At 67.4% G+C, this 16,483-nt stretch carries 9 protein-coding genes and 2 pseudogenes; 7 read left to right on the top strand and 4 right to left on the bottom strand.

Annotated elements, in window-relative coordinates:
- Nucleotides 1–51: 51 nt before the first annotated feature.
- Nucleotides 52–891, bottom strand: a complete 840-nt coding sequence (locus ACFYPS_RS35815; RefSeq protein WP_387330822.1) for a hypothetical protein — start codon at nucleotides 889–891, stop codon at nucleotides 52–54.
- Nucleotides 892–1,832: 941 nt separating this feature from the next.
- Nucleotides 1,833–1,994: a hypothetical protein gene (locus ACFYPS_RS35810; protein WP_387330819.1), complete on the bottom strand. Its 162-nt coding sequence runs from the start codon at nucleotides 1,992–1,994 to the stop codon at nucleotides 1,833–1,835.
- Nucleotides 1,995–2,269: 275 nt separating this feature from the next.
- Here ACFYPS_RS35810 and ACFYPS_RS35805 point away from each other — a divergent pair, with 275 nt between their 5' ends.
- Nucleotides 2,270–3,106 carry a class I SAM-dependent methyltransferase gene (locus ACFYPS_RS35805; RefSeq protein ID WP_387330816.1) on the top strand — a complete coding sequence of 279 codons (837 nt, stop codon included), beginning with the start codon at nucleotides 2,270–2,272 and terminating at the stop codon, nucleotides 3,104–3,106.
- Nucleotides 3,107–3,188: 82 nt separating this feature from the next.
- On the opposite strand, the gene ACFYPS_RS35800 is transcribed toward ACFYPS_RS35805, so the two are convergent.
- The gene (locus ACFYPS_RS35800; protein ID WP_387330813.1) at nucleotides 3,189–4,244 is read right to left on the bottom strand and encodes an integrase core domain-containing protein; all 1,056 of its coding nucleotides are present in this window, start codon (nucleotides 4,242–4,244) and stop codon (nucleotides 3,189–3,191) included.
- Between the two features lie 463 nt (nucleotides 4,245–4,707).
- On the opposite strand from ACFYPS_RS35800, the gene ACFYPS_RS35795 reads away from it, so the two are divergent.
- Entirely contained in the window at nucleotides 4,708–4,917 is a 210-nt protein-coding gene (locus tag ACFYPS_RS35795) for a hypothetical protein (protein WP_387330810.1), read from the top strand.
- A 914-nt stretch (nucleotides 4,918–5,831) separates the two neighbouring features.
- Here ACFYPS_RS35795 and ACFYPS_RS35790 read toward each other — a convergent pair.
- Entirely contained in the window at nucleotides 5,832–9,812 is a 3,981-nt protein-coding gene (locus ACFYPS_RS35790) for a S8 family peptidase (protein WP_387330807.1), read from the bottom strand.
- Nucleotides 9,813–9,956: 144 nt separating this feature from the next.
- Here ACFYPS_RS35790 and ACFYPS_RS35785 point away from each other — a divergent pair, with 144 nt between their 5' ends.
- From ACFYPS_RS35785 to ACFYPS_RS35765, 5 genes and pseudogenes are all read left to right on the top strand, one after another.
- Nucleotides 9,957–10,982: a LuxR C-terminal-related transcriptional regulator gene (locus ACFYPS_RS35785; RefSeq protein ID WP_387330804.1), complete on the top strand. Its 1,026-nt coding sequence runs from the start codon at nucleotides 9,957–9,959 to the stop codon at nucleotides 10,980–10,982.
- 226 nt (nucleotides 10,983–11,208) lie between these two features.
- Nucleotides 11,209–12,003 (top strand): hypothetical protein, encoded by a 795-nt coding sequence (locus ACFYPS_RS35780; protein WP_387330801.1) that lies wholly within the window; start codon nucleotides 11,209–11,211, stop codon nucleotides 12,001–12,003.
- A 120-nt stretch (nucleotides 12,004–12,123) separates the two neighbouring features.
- Nucleotides 12,124–13,525, top strand: a pseudogene (locus ACFYPS_RS35775) (IS1380 family transposase).
- Between the two features lie 822 nt (nucleotides 13,526–14,347).
- Entirely contained in the window at nucleotides 14,348–15,910 is a 1,563-nt protein-coding gene (locus ACFYPS_RS35770; RefSeq protein ID WP_387330798.1) for a recombinase family protein, read from the top strand.
- 431 nt (nucleotides 15,911–16,341) lie between these two features.
- A pseudogene (locus ACFYPS_RS35765) lies at nucleotides 16,342–16,483 on the top strand (IS6 family transposase); the annotation flags it as partial.

The following is a 16,483-nucleotide window of genomic DNA, read 5'->3' as shown; positions in this document are numbered from 1 at the left end:
ATGCGATGTCACAGGGGTGGATCTCCTCGCACGCCCTCACGGGTCAGAGTTTCAGCAGCTCAAGCCGCCTTCTCCAAGGTTGCCACAGAGGGGGTCGACCCAGGCTTGATCCGGATCGGCGTAGGGGTCCTGCGCGATCGGGTACTGGGCGTTCGGCGCCGTGTGAAGGCCGGGCGTGCCGTACACGCCGGGGTTACCGGCCTGCCTCGGCACCTCGTAGCCGCCGATCTGGGTGGGCGCGTGCGGGTACGCCGGCTCGCCGTACTGCTGCGGTTCGTCCCAATCGGTCTCGACACGCTGAGGTCCGCGCCGCCACACCAGCGTGCCGATCACGCCGATCCCGCCGAGCAACAGCAGCGCGCCGATCGTGTACGCCAGCCAGATCAGCGAGCCACCGCCGCCTGACGAGCCGGCACCGGCAAGCGGTGACTGGTCGATCGGAGCTGTGCCGTCGGTCGGTGCCAGGGAATCGCTGACCGTCGGTGACGAAGTCGGCGTCGAAGCCGGCTGAGTCTGGGTCGGCTGTCCCGCCGCCACGATCGAGGACTGGTACGGGCCAGCCGAGCTGACGCCCCTGCGGTCCCGCCTGGGCTGCACCTGCATCGAAAGCGTCAGTGCGGTGCTCGGCAACTTCTTGGTGAACGACAGCTGGTAGGTGATGTTCAGTCCGCCGCCCGGCGGCAGCGCGAGCAGCCCGAAGTCGATCTGCTCGGTTGCCGTGACGGCACCGCTGTGCACACCGCGCTGGGTGAACGTCCCCACGTCGTGCCGTCCGCCGGGCGTGCGCTGACGCTGTAAGTCCACCAGGTCACCGACGAGGCCATCCGCCTGCAGCAGGAACGACACGTCGACGTAGCGGAGGATCTCCTGGGATTGGTTGACCAGGTGCACGGTGAAGGGCGTGGGGTCGCCTCCGCCGGGGAACTGTGCGGGCAGGTTGTCGATGCTCACCTGACAGCATCCCTCGCCCTCGGCGAATGCCGGCGACGCCACGGTGAGGACCGTGGCCGGCACGGCGATGAGTAGGCCGAACAGGGCCGTCACGACGCTGCGACTGAACCGTTTACGCCGCATATACCCGATCCTTGCCGACGCGTGCCGACGCCCGTCATCGGCAACCGGCCACGCTACGTCGATGCGCTACGCCAGGCAAGCCGAGATGCCCCCGAGCCGCGCCGGGTCAGGCACCTGCTGCCAGCGCTCATCTGCGTCTCGCGCTGGTCAAACACCCGGCCAATGGGCCACCAGCGATCTGCGTGGGGCGGTTCGCATGGTGCATCGTGCGGTCCACCTTTGGCCTTGAGCTGTGCAGAAGCCGTGGTAAAGCGCCGAAGCCGGACAGGCCAGGCACCGGACGGCCCAAGGGACGCCTATCGCGGCCTGCACCACGGCCTTTTGTCCAGAAGATGATCAGATATGACGCCGACCGCTTCGAGGTACTCGGATCCGGCGGCGGCCGTACCATCGCCGGCCCGGTTGAACCCTCGGCGACATCGGCAAGATCGTCCGAGAACCGATCCAGCTCCGCAGCGAACAGGATTGCCGCCGTAGCGTGTTGCCGACCTCTGGAAAGCCGCCGGCCTCCCAGCCCTCGCGCTGATTCCTCTTGATCGCCTCGAAGTCGATCGTCGTGCTCGTCACGACTTCCCCTCAGCGCCGCCGGTCGGCGCCTACGAGGCATCAGCGAATACCACTACCGTGTGACGGCCCGTGTGAGCGCGATCCATCGCGCGTGGCGGAGATCCGACAATGAGTTGGTCCGCGCGCACCGTTATTTGGACGTGGCCCGCTCAACGATCGCTTCGACACCGGACCAGTCGAGCGAAACCGGGTCAGCGTCCGTCCGTCAACGAGACGGCCACCAGCTCCATCGAACTCTCCTTGCTGGGTGTCGGCAACCGCGGTCGCTCCCAGCTCAACAGCATCGACAAGTGGAGCTGGTCGAAACGCCAGTCGCACGAGCCGCTGATCAGCGTCGAGGACTTCGAACGCACCCAAACCATGATCGCCGCCTGCGACGCCCCACTCCGCCGCTACCGGGCTGCGCTGAAGGCCGGCCCTAACCAGCACCTCGTCAACCGGTGGGCGTGTTCTGATGGTCGCCGCCAGCGAGCGCCGCCTTGGCGGGCACCCGGACCGGCGCCTTTGTGGTCCCGACGGCGTTGGGTGGCAGGGGTTGCGTCTCCCGTCGCGACCCGGTAGACCCAGGCCGACACCGGCGGCCGATGGCCGCCACCATTACCACGTGCCGGTCTGTGAGGTGTGGAAGATGAGCCCTGCGGCGAACGCATCACAGGCACAGCGCTGGAACGGGGACGCTGCCCGCCGGTGGATCGCCCAGCGCGAGCGGCATGCGGCGATACGACAGCGGCTAACACCGCACCTGTCGCGTGCCGCAGCCATCTCGCCCGGTAACCACGTGCTCGACGTAGGCTGCGGGTGCGGCGAGACGACGATTGCCGTGGCGCGATCGACCGGCCGGAACGGTGGTGTGCTGGGCCTCGACCTGTCCGGCCCGATGCTGGAGGTCGCGCAGCGGCTGGCCGCCGAGGCCGGCGTGGCCAACATTCGCTTCGTTCAGGGAGACGCCCAGGTGTACCCGCTGTCCCCGGCCGTCTATGACGTGATTATCAGCAGCTTCGGTGTGATGTTCTTCGACGACCCGGCTACGGCCTTCGGCAACATCCGCGGTGCGCTGCGGCCAGGCGCGCGGCTGGCCTTCTTGTGCTGGCAGGACGACCTGCGCAACGGGGTGTTCTCCATCCCGCTCCGGGCGTTCATGACCCACACGCAACTGCCTGATCTGGCTGGCGATGACCTCTTCGCCGACCCCCGGCGGGTCACCGATCTACTCGCCAGTGCGGGCTTCACAGACACCCGCATCGAAGCCCTCCACGAGCCGGCGCGGATCGGATCCGATGTCGCGGACGTGATGGCCTACGTGCAAGACACGTCCAACGTTCGCGAACTGACGGCACAGCTCGACGACGAGGTGCTGGTCCAGCGGGTGCTGGCCACGATGGCTGAGGAGTTCGCCGCCCGCCAGCACCCGGACGGGGTGTGGGTCGACGCCGCAGCGTGGCTGGTCACGGCCGACAACGGCTGACGTCCCGCGGCGCAGTCAACAACTCGGCCGTGCGTTCGGTCGCGCAGTCTCGGCGCGTGTCAAGATTCTTGAGGCAGGTTGATCACGGATTCTTTGAGTGATCCTGCTTGAGGTTCCTCGTCCTGATCTGGCTTGTTGATCCACGCCTGAGGGGTGCAACTTGGCGGCTCGGGTGTTCGTTGGGTGAAAGTTGTGGCCGGGGGATCTGGGAGGTCGCGTCCGGCTGGTCGCAAGGCGTCCGGCAGGCCGTGTCGGTGTCATCGGGCCGAGGATTCCTGCTTCGACATCGGTGGCCACGGGCCTGTCCCGGCATGGAGGCACAGACCTTCGCGGCACCCCGTAGAGCCTCAACGGTGTCGGACGGTCTGCTTCGATCAGGCGGCGTGGCGGTATTCGTGGATGAGTCCGCCGAGCACGTTCGCCCGTTCGACGCGCCGAAGCTGTTCGATGCTCGCGGGCGGCGGCTCCGCCGCCGGGACGGGTACGTCGAGGTCGATGCCGCATGCGGACGGGCCGTGTTGTAGTGCCTGACATAGTCGCCCAGGACCCGTTCGAGGTGGCGGCTGTTCAAGACGAACACCCAGTCCAGGCACTCGGTCCGCACGGTGCGCACCCCGCGCTCGGCGTACGCGTTCGCCTTCGGTGCCCGCGGCGGGATCTTGAGCACGTCGATGCCGGCGGCGGCGAACACGTGGTCGAAGGCGACCGCGAACTTTCCATCGCGGTCCCGGATCAGAAAGCGGAACCGGTGGGCGCGGTCGTCGAGGTCCATCACCAGGGTCCGGGCCGCCTGGGTGACCCACGCGCCGGTGGGGTGGGCGGTGGCCCCGGCCAGGTGCACTCGCCGGTGCTCCAGTTCGATGACGAAGGACACGTACAGCCTGGTCAGGCCGACCGTCTCGACGGTGAGGAAGTCGCATGCGAGCGTCCCGGCGGCCTGGGCACGCAGGAACTGCTTCCAGGTCGGCCCACCGCGCCGCGGCGCCGGTCCGAGGCGGTGGCGGTGGCGGTGGCGGCGCAGAATGGTGCGCACCGAGGTCGCCGACACTTGTACGCCGAGCTTGCGGCACTCGCCGACGATGCGCAGATGCCCCCAGCGTGGGTTATTTCGGGCCAGCCGAACGACGAGGTCGACCACTTCGGGATCCAGCCCTCGGCGACGTCGACCACAGGTCGGGTACGTCCACCGCCGACGGATCAGCTCCCGGTGCCAGCGAAGCAGCGTCGACGGCGTGACCAGGAAGATCGGCCAGCCATCGCGGTGGAAGTAGCTTTGCCCGCGCCGCGACGACCATCCGGTCGCCCGGCGTGTAGTGGGGCCACCTGCCGGCGCAAGACCAGCAGTTGGTGGCGCAGTACCGCGATCTCCACGTCTTTGGCGTCCGGCGACGGGCCCAGGCCAACCAGGGCGAGGACTTGCCGGACGACCATGAAAGCAAGGGTGCGCACCACCATGGCCTCATCATGGCGGGCCGGTGCCGTGCCTGGTCACAGCCGTGACGCTGAAATTGCAACCCTGTGGGGCTCAAGAATTGAGTTAAGCCGGTTGACGTGCGGTTCTGCGTGTGCTGGACGCTGGTGGGCCCGACACGATGGAGGTCATGAGCGCGTCGTTGGTCTACCTGCTGTTGCGGCAGGTCCTACAGATGTTGAGCCAGCTCGCCTGGGACGGTGGGGCCAAGGATGTGGAGATTCTGGTGCTGCGCCGCCAGGTGCACCGCCCCGACCTCGAACCCTGTGGGTGCCGAAAACTCAGTCACCATCATTCACCTGCCACTTCGCTGACGATCAATAGCCGCGTCCGTTGCTGATCTGAACGGGTTCAAGGATACTGCCCTGGTCATTGAACCTGTTCAAGTTGCGGACCGAGGTTGTCGTGGACTGCGGTAGAAAGCCGCTGCTCACAGCTGCTGACCGAGTTTTGGCACCCCACAGGCCTGAGCGGCGGTGGACGAGGATCTGCCAGGCCAGTGAGAGCACGCCGGTCAGAGCGCCGACTACGCCGGTCAGGGCCCAATGACGGCGAGGGTTTCCGTACTCATTGCCTCTCCCGCCGGTCCAACTCCTCGGCCAGCCGCCTCAGCTCCCGCGTTTCGGCTTCGTAGGCCGGCTTGCCCAGGTTCTCGAAAGGGCTGCTCCCGGGATCTGGCAAACGGAGTCGGTAGCCGTCGTTGTTCAACTTTCGACCTTCGCGTCCCTCCCGCATGGAGTCGTAGAACTCCTCGTCTGAGGCCAGGCCCGGAGGGCCTGAGAACATCTCACGCACCTCCTCGATCTCGGCCTCGGTCGTGGGCGGAATGCCTCGCGCTTCTCCAGCCTGTTGTTTGGCCTCGATGTGCTCACCCAGTCGGAGTTGCCAGCCGATCTGGTGGATATGACCGATGACATCGACCAGCGATTCCCGATCGGAGACGCCCGTGGGTTCGAGTACACCCCGCCCGGTCGATGTCTACGTAGAAGCCCCGCTGCTTCAGCTTGTCGTGCCGCCGAATCCACCGTTTGATGGTTCCCAGGTAGGCGAGGTTTCTCTCCGAGTCTGCGGGCTCAGTGCCGAACCAGCTTTGACCTGCCGTCGACACGCCTCGCACCACTCACAACGGACCAAGCTCACAAGACAGGCCGATCCACGGATAGAGGCGAAGCCTCGATCCGTGGATCGGTTGGCACCCGGCACCGTCAATCGCCCACCTGACAGACCCTCGCCGAAGCCCTTGCGATGTGCGGCTCAGCCTGCGAGGTGGTAGGCCCGCTCGACGGTCTGGTCGACGCTGGCGCCGTCGTGGGTCTCGGCGTGGACCCTCAACCAGACGTAGCCATCGGTATCCGCGAGTGCTGGGTGACGCAACGACACGTCGAACTCGCCGCTCCTCGCTGGGCCGGACTGTTGTACGTCGGCAGATCGCCACGTCTGACCGCCGTCGGTGGAGAACTCCACCTGGACCTTCGCTATCGGGCTCTGATGGATCGCGCCGCGGGGCATGGCGGCTCGCAGGTCGAAGGTGAACTTCTCGCCGGCGGGGGCCGAATTCTCCAGGCTCAGTCCGAGGTCGTAGTTGAGCTGGATCAGCTGTTCGACTGCGCACGGTTCGGCATTGGTGATCGGGCATCCGTAGGCCTCAGGCAGCTGCCCCGGCTCGGGCGGGATCGAATGGAACACCCAATCCGTCTCGGTCCTGGGCGCAAGCTCGCCCGGGGCAGATGAAGCGGGTTGCGTGTAGACCATGTTGAGCCGGTACGTGCCCGGTCCCGGCGGTACCTGCCACCACCGCCACGGCGAGGCTTGACGCGGGATCTCCTGATCGCCGGCGAACAGACGCACCTGCGGCGGGGCGAACCACGCGAATTGGTAGTGCTTGCCGCTCGCATCCATCTGGTACTGGCCGGAGACGAACTTGTCGCCCTGCCGGCAGAAGGTGCAGGTCAGCGGGGCAGGGTACGGTCCGGATACGTCCATTGCTCCGTAGTGCATGGGTGATTCGAACCAGTCCTCGACCGGCCGCTGCTCACCGCCGCGGAACCGATCCCACGAGCCGATCAGGGTGCCCTCGAGGGATGTCTCCCGGCGCCAGTTGAGCTCGGCGCCGCGGCTGGCTACGAATTCGGTCCATGCGGTCCCACCCCAGATCGGCGTGGGTATTTGTCCACTGACCTTCATGATCGGCGAGAAGGCATGCCAGGCGAGCCAACCCTGCTGGCCTGGGCGGTCGGTGTGGTAGCGCGCCGGGATCGTGGTCCATTCGGGGTCCCGGATCGTGGGGGCAGCGGACCTATCGAAGCCCCCCGGGCCACCCATACGCACGTGGTAGACCCTTTCCGGCGATCGTCGTCCGTCGATGACCAGCCGGAGGTGGGGGTTGCGGGCAACCAGCGTGCGCAGCGCCTCGCCCTCCTGGTGGCTCAGCCCCAGGTACAGAGTCGACATTGCTGCCGTAGGGTGGCCGAGCGCGCCTAAAGCGTCCGCATACATCAGCACCCCTGCGACGCCCGCCGCGGCTGCCTGGTCGGTGATCTGCCGACTCCGATTGAGGTAGTAGTTGTACGTGAATGGCTCTGCGTCGGGGCTCGGGACGCGAACCAGTGCGAGTTTCCCGGCAGCGCCGGCCAGTTCCTCGGCGGTCCCGGTTCCGGCGAGGACCACGGGGAGGTCGCGGTGGCCGGCGAGGGTCGGCCCCGCGTTGGCCGGCCAGTACGCCGGGTGCAGCTCGAGCCGCGGACCGTGCACGCTGTGCGCGTTGACCATCGTGGATGCTTGGATCCACTTCGTGAACGAGTCCGCCGAACCAAGCTTCGGATCTGGCGTCGGCGTCACGTACAGCTCATTGACCGAGGTCTGGGGGTAAAGCCCTCCCAGCGCGATCTGCTTGCCATCGGCGGTGGTCCGGGTGAAGCCAACCTCGCCGAACAAGAAGTCGACGGGCTCACCCACCCGAGGGTTCCGCAAGACCCCGTCCCGCGCGTCCAGGGTGACGGTCTTGTCGGCGCTGACCTGGACCTCCGACGCGATCGCGATCGTGGACTCCCTCGCCGTGACGTCGAAGGTGTTGATCTGGGCGTACACGTCGTACACACCCGCCGTGACGTTGATGGACACCTGGCCCGACTCGTCCGTCCAGCCCATCGCGTTCCAGCTGTGGAACGGGTCGTTGGGCGAGAAGCCAGCGTCGTCCTTGACGATCCACACCGGCAGGTCGGGTCCGGCCGGGTTTCCGCGACGGTCCAGCGCCTGGACGTTGACGGTGTAGCTGTCGCTCGCCTCGTACACGCTCCAGGGGGTGCGCACACTCACCCCGGAGTCCGCATCCGTCGCGGTGACGACGCCGCCGTACCCACCGGAGTCGATGGCCGTCGGGTCCACCGTGAGGTCAACCGACGCGGACCCGCCTGCCGGGACTGTCAGCTGAGCGGCCGACAGCTTAAGCCCGCCGGCCGGAACCGTTCGACCATCCCAGCCTCGGCCGGTCGCGGCCAGGTCGAGGGTCACCTCGGACGAGGTGTCGTTGCGATAGGTCAGTGTCCGGGTGACCGGGTCGGTTCCGGGATCGGCGATCCGCCCGAAGTCGGCGGTGGCCGGGCCGTAGACCTGCTGCTCGAAGGCCTTGGCCACGTCGGCGCGGCCGGCGCCCTGCTGGAACACGGTGTAGTTGCCCGGCTTTGCGGTCGATACAAGGGCGTCCTTGAGCTCACTGGCGCCCCACTCGGGGTAGGCCTGGACAAGCAGTGCAGCGGCCCCCGCGACATGCGGCGTCGCCATCGAGGTGCCGCTGGCCTGGGTGTAGTGATCGCCGACCGGGACACTGCCGGGCATGCTCGTTCCGGCTGCGCGGGCAGCGATGATGTTGACGCCGGGAGCCGTGATGTTGGGCTTGACCGCGGCGTCGCCGAGCCGCGGGCCCCGGCTGGAGAAGAAGGCCAGTTGGTCGCGGTCGTCGACAGCCCCCACGGTGAGCGCCTGTGTCGCCGCACCGGGTGCGCTCACGGTCGCATCGCGGGAAGCGTTCCCGGCCGCGACCACGAACAGCGTGCCGGTCTCCTTGGACAACGCATCCAGGGCCTGGCTCGCCGGATCGGTGCCGTCGGTTGGTGCCGATCCAAGGCTCAGGTTGACGACGTCGGCGCCGGCATGAGCTGCCCACTCCATGCCTTCGATCGACCAGGACAGCTGTCCCGTGCCGTTGTCGTTGAGCACCTTGCCCACCATCAGGGACGCGCTGGGTGCGACCCCCTTGTATCGACCGCCGGACGCGGCGCCGGTGCCGGCGATGATCGACGCGACGTGGGTGCCATGGCCGAAACCGTCGGCGATGCTCGTTTCCTGGCTGAAGTTCTTGGTGGCGACCACCTTGGCGGAGAGGTCGGGGTGGCTCTGGTCGATCCCGGTGTCGAGCACCGCGACATTGACGCCGGTGCCGTCGTAGCCTGCCTCCCACACCGCCGGAGCGCCGATCTGTGGGACGCTCACGTCGAGCGCGGAGGTGGTCTTGGCGTCCAGCCACACCTTCTCGATGCCCCCGTTGAGCCTGGTGAGCCTGGCCCCTGCACTGGGCGATGCGGCCGCGGGCTCGCTCAGGCTGGCCCACAGGTCTGTGCGCTGCTGCCGCGTCGGGTCGACAGCGACCGCATCGATGCTCTCAAGGATCACCGGGGAGCCGGGCAGCACCTCGGCCCGGGTAGCGAGCGACGACCGCGAGAGGTTGCCGCGGTACTGAACGATGACCGGCGGTCCTCCATCTGCTGCGTCATCATAGCCATCGCGGGCGAGCGCGGTCACGTCGAACAGGGCGTCGTCAAGGCGTCCCGCAGCCACGTACGGCGCCGCGTCGGAGGGCAAGACGTAGTAGCTCTCCCCGTGCGACGCGGTGGCAAACGTCACCGGCCTTCCGGACTCCCGCGCGGCGGGCTCCACCGTCACCGTCTTCTTGCCCTCAGGAAGTCTCGTGACGGCGACAACGTCGCCGGTGATCAGCGTGACCGTGGCGGTCCGTCCTGCGGCTGGCCCGGTCGATTCTGGCAGGGGAGCCGAGTCGTTCGCTTCGGGTCTGGCGGCGCCGAGCGCGCCGGTGGTGCCGACGCCGGCCGTCGCTAGCAGGCCCGCAAGTACCGCGCTCACCAGGGTGCGGCTCCGCGCGGCCGCCGATGACTGCTGTCGTCGCGACCGGGCAGATGCTCTCGATTTCAGAATCGGTTGGGTGTCTTCGATCTGGTCCACGTCGCCTCCGACGGCTCGTGCAGGTTGGCTACGGCTGACGCTCGCACCGCCGGGCGATACAGGGAAAGCGATTGAGATGTCCGCTCTCGACAATGGCGCGAAGAGGACTGGCGCAGGCTTCCGAGGTCGCGCAGACTGTGCGCTGTGCTCGAACAGTGCGGTCTCGACGGCCTACACCAGGCGTTGTACGAGTACATGCTGACCAGACAGCCGGCCAGCGAGTCCGAACTCGCCGATGTCGTCGACAGTGAAGGCTGGGAGATGACACTGGCCGAGGCGCTGCAGCACCTACAGCTCCTCGGTCTGGTGGCGCGGATCCCCGCGGATCCGCCGCTGTGGGCGGTGGTGGCACCCGAAACCGCGTTGGAGGCCCTGTTGTTGGCCCGCGAGCAGGAGCTGGCGAATGCGCGGCTGCGGGCTGCCGAGCTGATGACCAGATTCCACGGGTCCCGTGATCGGCGTGACCCGATGGACAGCATCGACGTCATCTACGGCCAGCTGGCCGTCCTCGACATGTTCGAGCAGATGCAGCGCTCGGCCCGTCTCGAGGTGTGCGCCACGGATGCGCCGCCGTATGTGACCTCGCTGCCGGCAACGTCTCATCCTGTGAACGAGCTCGAGCTCGAGCTCCTCGCACGGGGGGTGATCTATCGGGTGCTCTATCACCCGGCCGGCCTCGACCGCCTTGGCCGACTGGCCGATCTCCAAGCCAGTATTGCGGCCGGTGAGCAGGCACGCGTCGTCGACTTCCCGATCAAGCTCCTGATGGCGGACCGGTCGCGGGCGCTACTCCCGCTGCAACACCAGCCACCGAGGTTCGTCTCAGCGTTGCGCATCGCCGAGTCCACCCTGATCGAGGCGCTTCACGAGCTGTTCGAGATGCACTGGGAGCGAGCAATCCCCCTGAAGGTCCGCGGCGGCCAAACCCGCATGGAGCGATCGACCGGACCAACGGCAGCCGAGCAGGACCTACTGCCACTTCTCGTTGCCGGCCTCAGCGACCCGGCGATCGCCCGACAACTGGACCTGACCGAGCGCACCGTACGCCGACACGTTCGTCAGATGATGGTGAAGCTCAACGCCACGACCCGCTTCCAGGCGGGCTACCAAGCCGTCCAACTCGGGTGGCTCGGCGACACCAACAACGGAGTCAGCGGTGCCGACAACTGATCGACCAGCAACGGAGACGATCCGGCCTGCGGTCGTCCTAGCTCGTTCGGCTGCATCGGACAATGCCCCGGGTGCGCTTTCCCGAGTCGGGCTGAGCGCCGCGGAGGAAGCGGCGTACGAGCTCCTCATCGCTCGGCCCACGTCCACGGTTCCCGAACTACTTGCAGACTGGGACAGAACCGAGGATCTAGGCGCCGTACTCTTGACGCTCGGAGCGAAGGGCGTCGTGACCCGACGTGATGAAGGCGGTCGCGTCGAGCCGGTCGCCATCGAGGCTCTCCTGCTGGCCGCGGAACAGGACCTGCATCGCGCGCGAGAACAAGCCCGGCAGCTCATCGAACTTCATCGCGAGCACATGGTGGGGCCAACCAAGAATGTGGTCGAGCTCGTCAGCGGCGACGACTCTATTCGACTTCGGATCGCGCAATTGCAGAAGGCGGCTCGACGAGAGTTGCGGGTGATGCGGAATCCCGGCGAGTGGAGGCAGCCAGCCGGCAGCGACACCCAGCGGGACCTACTGGCTCGCGATGTCACCTGCAGGACCATCTACGACCGAGCAGCGGTCGAGCTACCCGGCGCGCTGACGGAGATCGAGCAGCTGGCCACTGCCGGCGCGGTCGGCCGCGTGCTGCCGAACGTTGCACTCGAGATGCATATCGCTGACGACCGGCTCGCCTTGCTGCCACTGCACTCTGCGCCGCCGATCAAGTCAGCCCTCGTGATTCATTCTTCGGGGCTGCTGGATGCCCTTGGCCACCTTTACGAGTGTCTGTGGCAGCGAGCACTGCCGCTCGGGCTGAACTCACAACCGCCGCGCAGTCACACGCGATTCGACGAGTCGGAGCGACGGCGGATCAGCGCCCTACTTCTGTCCGGGCTCACCGATCAAGCGATCGGCAGACAGCTCGGCCTGAGCTACCGAACGGCTCAACGTCGAATCGCCAAGCTTCTGGAGGAGCTCAACGCCAGCACTCGCTTTCAAGCCGGCGTCCAGGCAGCCATCCGTGACCGAGAGGGCTAGCCTCGGCCCTTCAGTAAGGGCGGATGTTGTGGCGGCCAGTGGACAAGAAAGTGCCCTCTGATCTGGATCGATGGGACTTGCTGAGGGTCCTGATCATCCGTCACGGAGGGCACTTTCCAGGTGAAGGTTACCGGGTCACGTCCGAGGATCGTTGTCACTGGTGGTGGACGGGGCGTGGTTGGCCACGCCGGTGCTCGGCTACTCGCCGACGTCGCGGAAGCCACGGGCCTGACCAGGCGGTTCGTTGAGGCGCGCGGGTCGTCGCGGCAGCGCCGCTCCGCGCACGAGCCGGGCCGGGTTGCGGTGGATGTGGCGGTGCTGCTCGCCGACGGCGGCCAGGCCAGGCCATCGCCAATCTGGCGGTACTGCGCAACCAGCCGGGCCTGTTCGGGTCGGTGGCCTCGGATCCGACCGCATGGCGGGTCCTCGCCGGTATCGACGCGGACGCCCTGGCCCGGTTGCGGCAGGCCCGGGCAGCGGCGCGGGAACTGGCGTGGGCGCAAGCGTTTGACACCCGCGGTGGGTTGCCGGCCTCGACCGCGGCCGGTCAGCCGATTCCCGGCCTGGTCCGGGACATCGACGCGACGATCGTCGTCTGCCACTCCGAAAAGGAGCAGGCGACGCGGACGTGGAAGAAGACCTTCGGCCATCACCCGCTGTTGTGTTTCCTCGACGGCACCGTTGAGGCCCTGGCCGGGCTGCTGCGCGAAGGACGAGCCGGGTCGAACACCACCGCCGACCACATCACCGTCCTCGACCAGGCCCTGGAGCAGATCCCTGACGTCCACCGGCACGGCACCCCGATCCTGATCCGCTCCGACGCGGCCGGCTGCACCCAGGGCTTCCTCACCCACGTGCGCGGCCTGCGCGACCAGCACGTCGACGCCCGGTTCTCCGTCGGCGTCGCGATCACCGAACCCGTCCGGACCGCGATCCGGCAGGCCACCGGCTGGATCCCGCCCTCGACACCGACGGGCAACTCCGCGACAACGCGCAGATCACCGAGATCACCAGCCTGGTCGGCCTCGACGGCTTCCCAGAGGGAACCCGGTTCATCGCCCGACGGGAACGGCTCCACCCCGGCGCGCAACTGACCCTGTTCGACACCATCGAAGGCTCCCGCCACCAGGTCATAGCCACCGACACCCCCGCCGGCAACGGGTCGATCCAGTACCTGGAAGCCCGACATCGCGCCCACGCCCGCGTCGAGGACCGCATCCGCTGCGGCAAGGACACCGGCTTCGGCCGCTTCCCATCCCGGATCTTCGCCATCAACCACGCAGGGCTGCACCTCGCCCTGACCGGCATCGACCTGATCGCCTGGACCCAGACACTTTTCGTGGACGACGACCTCGCACGCGCCGAGCCAAAGAAACTGCGCTACCGGCTGCTCCACGTCGCCGCCCGAATCACCCGCACCGGGAAACGGACCTACCTACGCATCGCCGAACGTTGGCCCTGGACACGGCAACTCGTCGACGCCTTCACCCGACTCGCGGCCCTACCTCAACCGGTCACCTGACCCGCAGGCCACCGACCCCCGAACCCCATGGAGGAACCCGACTACACGTCGGGCGATCCCGCGCGCTCACCGACTCCACACGCCCAGAAATGACCGCAACACCTCAAGATCAATCCTGAAAGACCGAGGCTAACGCCCACCCTGCTCAACGAGCGGCCGGTGTCCGACAGCACCGGCCGCTTCTTCATGCCCGCCGGAGCAACCGGCACGCGACCGACTCTCGGAGGACCTCTCCCATGACGACCCACCCATTCGCCACGATGCGAGTCGCCGACGCATCGCGCTATCGCACCACCACCCAGACCGCCCGTGGCGCCGATACTGGCTTCTCCCTCCAACCCGACCCCCTACACGAGGTAGCGGAGGCCAAGGCGCGAACGATGCACGCTCACCGGCGCGTGTCTCGGCCGGGCCAACCGTCGGACGGAGGCGCATGACCCTGCCATCCGATCACGTACATCAGCAACCCGAAGAGCCCGGTCCCACAACGGCCCCTGCACAGGCCGAGCGACTTGACCAGCCCAGCGAATAGAACCGTTCATGGACGGTCGACAACGTCGACGGCCGTACAGCGACCGGGGTTGCCAGGGTGGCGGATCCCGGCCAGCCGCCCGAGCTGCACCCGGTGCGGCTGCCGCCCTACTGAAGGTGCTCAGACGCGTCAACGACCACCGCACCGACGACTCGAACCAGGAGGACCGATGACCACCCCGCGACCGAAACCCTTTGCCTTCTACGGCCGTGTGTCGACCGAGGACAACCAGGACCCCGAATCGTCCCGGAGCTGGCAGCTCACCCGGGCGACCACGCTCATTCAGCCCCATGGCGGCAGCGTCACCACCGAGTACTTCGACGTCGGCCAGAGCCGCTCCCTGCCGTGGCAACGCCGCCCTCAGGCGAGTCAGCTGCTCGCCGCGCTTCGCCACCCGCGGCGCCGGGTTCTCCGCTGTCGTCGTCGGCGAGCCCCACCGGGCCTTCTACGGAAACCAGTTCGGCCTCACCGTGCCTCTGTTCGCCCACTACGGCGTCGAACTCTGGGTGCCCGAAATCGGCGGTCCCATCGACCCCGACAACGAGGCCCACGAACTGGTCATGTCCGTCTTCGGCGGCATGAGCAAGGGCGAACGCAACCGGATCAAGCTGCGCGTCCGCACCGCCATGGCCGCCCAGACCCTCCTCGAAGGCCGGTACCTCGGCGGTCGTCCCCCATACGGCTACACGCTCCGCGATCTCGGCCCTCACCCCAACCCGGCAAAGGCAGCAGACGGCAAATGCCTCCGCGGGCTCACCCCGGACGCCCAGACCGCACCGATCGTCCGCCGAATCTTCGACGAGTTCCTCGCCGGCTACGGAATCTTCGCCATCGCCGAAGGGCTGACCGCCAACCACGTGCCCTGCCCCTCGGCACACGACCGCACGCGCAACCCGCACCGCAGCGGTGTGGCCTGGTCCAAGAGCGCCGTCCGCGTGATCCTCACCAACCCCCGCTACACCGGCCGGCAGGTGTGGAACAAACAACGCACCGATGAGGTCCTCCTCGACGTCGACGACGTCGCGTTGGGCCACACCGGCGTCATGCGCTGGAACACCCGCGACAAGTGGGTGGTCTCCAAGGAGATCACCCACCCACCCCTGATCGATGACGAGACCTTCGAGCAAGCCCAGGCCCTGCTCACCCGTCGCGCACGAGCCGTCAACCGTCAGGAACGCCACCGACGCACCCGCAACCCGTACGTCTTCCGCGGCCTGATCTACTGCGCCGCCTGTCAGCGCCGCATGCAAGGCCAGTACAACCACGGCGACGCCTACTACCGCTGCCGCTTCCCCAACGAGTACGCCCTCGCCAACGAGGTCGAGCACCCCCGCAACGTCTACCTCCGCGAGGACGCCCTCACCGACCCCCTCGACACGTGGCTCGCCTCCGCGTTCACCCCGGACCGCCTCGAACAGACGATCACCGCGATGACCGACGCCCAGCCGATGGATCAACCCTCCCCGATCACTGCCGCAGCTCACGTCACCATCGCCGAGTGCGACGCGAAGCTCGGGCGGTACCGGCCGGCCCTCGACGCCGGCGCGGACCCGGCGGTAGTCACCGGCTGGATAGCCCAGACGCAGGCCGAACGGGCACGAGCCGAAGCCGATCTCCACGCGACACAATCCACGGGGCCACGCCGGATGAGCCGGACAGAGATCGCCAACTTGGTGCGAGCACTCGGCGACATCGTCACCGTGCTCCGCGACGCCGCCCCGGCCGACAAGGCCGAGGTCTACCGGCAGACCGGCCTCCGGCTCACCTACCAGCCGGAAACGCAAACGGTGCGCGCTGCAGTGGATCTCAGCGCGCACCGTGGGGTTATGGTTTGTGTCCGAGGCCCGAGTTGAACTCTAACTACATGATCAGAATGGCCGCCGAACTGCAGTTGTGCTGACTGATGCATGGACATGCACGCTGACGCCAATACTGCGGAGTCATGAAATGGCTGGCCCGTGCCGCGCGGGTCAGCCATTCGTCAATCCTGCGTTCGGGCCGGTGGCCACTGGGACCCGAACCGTAGTACGACACGTAGAAGGGCCAAGGTGAGGTCACACGCCGGGAGGCTGCCTGCGGTCGCCGCTACGGTCGTGTCCAAATGCTGGCGGCAGCTACGTGGTCACGGTGCCATCGGGGGAAATCTCCGCCACATGCCATCTGGTCTCGTCAACGTCACGTGGCGGGGGGATTCGGAGTGTGACGTCGGGCTCCGTTGCGTTGAGCGTTGGCAAGATCGAGGCAGGCTTGAGCAGTGAAGTCGTTGACCCGCTCTCGGCCGTGGCTGCCTCCGAAGTCGGCGTTCGCCGGGTTCCGGTTCCCTGCGGAGGGGATCGTGCTCGCGGCACGCTGGTATCTGCGCTACTGCTTGTCCTACCGGGACGTTGAGGAGCTGCTGGTCGAGCGCGGCGTGGAGGTCGATCACG

Source organism: Micromonospora sp. NPDC005087 (assembly GCF_042872965.1).
Lineage (GTDB): Bacteria > Actinomycetota > Actinomycetes > Mycobacteriales > Micromonosporaceae > Micromonospora.
The sequence above is the reverse complement of the archived record's forward strand: the minus strand, read 5'-3'. Positions and strand labels throughout refer to the sequence as shown.